The organism is Streptomyces cahuitamycinicus (genome assembly GCF_002891435.1).
GTDB lineage: Bacteria > Actinomycetota > Actinomycetes > Streptomycetales > Streptomycetaceae > Streptomyces > Streptomyces cahuitamycinicus.
In genome coordinates this window covers 1-2,003 of record NZ_POUC01000763.1, presented here as the reverse complement: position 1 = coordinate 2,003, position 2,003 = coordinate 1, and the positions used below count along the sequence as shown (strand labels likewise).

The 2,003-nt window shown below is 74.5% G+C and carries 2 protein-coding genes and 1 pseudogene; all 3 read right to left on the bottom strand.

What is annotated here, in order from left to right; genetic code table 11:
* A partial coding sequence (locus tag C1J00_RS42565) for a hypothetical protein (protein ID WP_102914137.1) occupies window positions 1-883 on the bottom strand: 883 nt, incomplete at its 3' end.
* A 15-nt stretch (window positions 884-898) separates the two neighbouring features.
* On the bottom strand, window positions 899-1,645 hold the full coding sequence (locus C1J00_RS42560) for a class I SAM-dependent methyltransferase (RefSeq protein WP_102914136.1): 747 nt from the start codon (window positions 1,643-1,645) through the stop codon (window positions 899-901).
* Window positions 1,642-2,003, bottom strand: a pseudogene (locus C1J00_RS42555) (condensation protein); the annotation flags it as partial. The gene C1J00_RS42560 and the pseudogene C1J00_RS42555, both read right to left, overlap by 4 nt.

Sequence of the window (2,003 nt, the reverse complement as noted above, 5' to 3'; positions counted from 1 at the left end):
CAGGTGGGGAGGGTTGGGGAGCGGTGTCGTGCTTCGGCATGGTCAGCAGGACGGCGACCGCCAGGGCCGTGCCCGCCACCCGCAGCGCGAGCCGCAGCGGCTCGTCCGGCAGGGCCTCGCCGAACGACAGCGTGCCGAGCACCGCCGTGAACAGGGACGTCACGGTCGTGCACACCGGCACGATCAGCGAGGCCCGGCAGCGCTGCAGCGCCGCCTGGGACATCACCAGGCCGAACACACCGGTGAACAGCAGCAGATACGGATAGGGGGAGCTCAGCAGGTCCAGGAGGGCGCCGCCGATCCCGTGGGTCGTCAGGTGGCCGGCGACGCCCTTGATGGCCAGCGAGCTGACGCCGTACAGCAGGCCCACGGCCACGCCGTACTCGACGCCGGTCGTGGGCCGCCGGTGCCGGTTGCGGGTGCGCCGCTCGGCCGAGCCGTACAGCCACACCCCGGCCGCCAGCGCCGGTACGCACACCAGCAGGATCAGCTGGTAGGGCGCGTCCTGGCTGACGGTGTCCGAACCCTCCCGCAGGGAGAGCACCACCATGAGCAGCGCCAGCAGGATCGCGCCCAGCGCGTACCGCTCCCGGCCGGACGTCTCCTCCCCGAGCAGCCGCGCCGACAGCAGCACGAGCAGCACCAGGCCGGAGACGAAGATGCCCTGGGCGGCGGCGATCGGCAGGGTGCGGTAGACGACGAGCTGCGCGGCGAATCCGGCGGCCAGGGCGAGGGAACCGCCGATCCACAGGGGGCTGCCGAGGACGAGGCGCAGCAGCCGGGCCGGTTGCCGGATGCTCACCTCGGGGAGCGAGGTGAGCGCCCGTTTCTCCAGCACGAAGCCCAGGCTGTACAGGGTGTTCGCCAGCAGGGCCGCGGCCACTCCCCACCACATGGGCTACGTCCTCCTGGCGTGCAGCAGCAGGATCGACGCGAGCTGCGGCCGGGCGCAGGCCAGCCGGTCCAGCGGGCGCAGCGGGCGCGGCACCCCGTGAAAGGGGGCTCCTTCGAGCCGTTCGACGGTGAACCCGGACGCGGCGACGAACTCCTTGAGCGCGCGGGCGGTGTAGAGCCGCAGGTGCCCCACGACCTCCGTGCCCGGGCGCCCGTGGATGCCGCGCAGGCTGACCTCCGAGAAGACGGGCTGCACTCCGGCCAGCAGCAGGCCGCGGTTGTACCAGGCGGCGAGGTTCGGCGTGGACAGCATCAGATGCCCGCCGGGGCGCAGGATCCGGCGGATCTCGTCGAGGGCCGCGTCCGGGTCGACGAGGTGTTCGACGACCTCGCTGAACAGCACGGCGTCGGCCGAGCCGGACGCGAACGGCAGTCCGCCGCCGGTGAGTTCGCCGCGCACCGCGTACGGGATGCGGGTGCGGGCGCGGCGCAGGGCGTCCTGGGACCAGTCGACGCCGATGACGCGGTGTCCCGGCAGGAGCGGGGCGGCGGTGGCGGCGGCGGTGCCGTCCCCGCAGCCGATGTCGAGGATCGTCTGCGGGCCCGCGGTCGCCGGGCCGCTCAGCGCGCGGGCCAGCATGCGGGCCTGGCGGAGGCTGCGCGGGGTGCCGGAGGCCACGGGCACGGCGGGGTTCTCGTAGAAGTCGCGCAGGTCGCGGGGTGGGGGTCCGGTGGTGGTCGGTGTGGTCACGGGGTCACCTCCGTGGTGTGCAGGTAGTGCTCGAACAGGTCGCGGAGGTGGGCGCCGTCGCCGTGGCTGAGCAGGGCCTTCGACCAGCGCAGCGCCAGATGGAGGCGGCCGGCCGTGGAGGCGGTGGTCACGGTCAGGCCGCGGGGCATCCGGGCCGGGGCGGAGAACCAGACCGCGTGGGCGCGGCCCGCCTCGTCGCCGAAGTCCAGCGGGTAGGGGATGCGGCCGATGTTGCTGAGCAGGGTCGTCGACGTCCAGGGCGCGGCGGCCCTGCGCAGGGTGCGGGTGAGGGCGGCGCGGGCGGTGACGGGCGCCCAGGGGGCGGTCAGGAGGGCCGCCCCGTGTCCGAGCTGGGGGC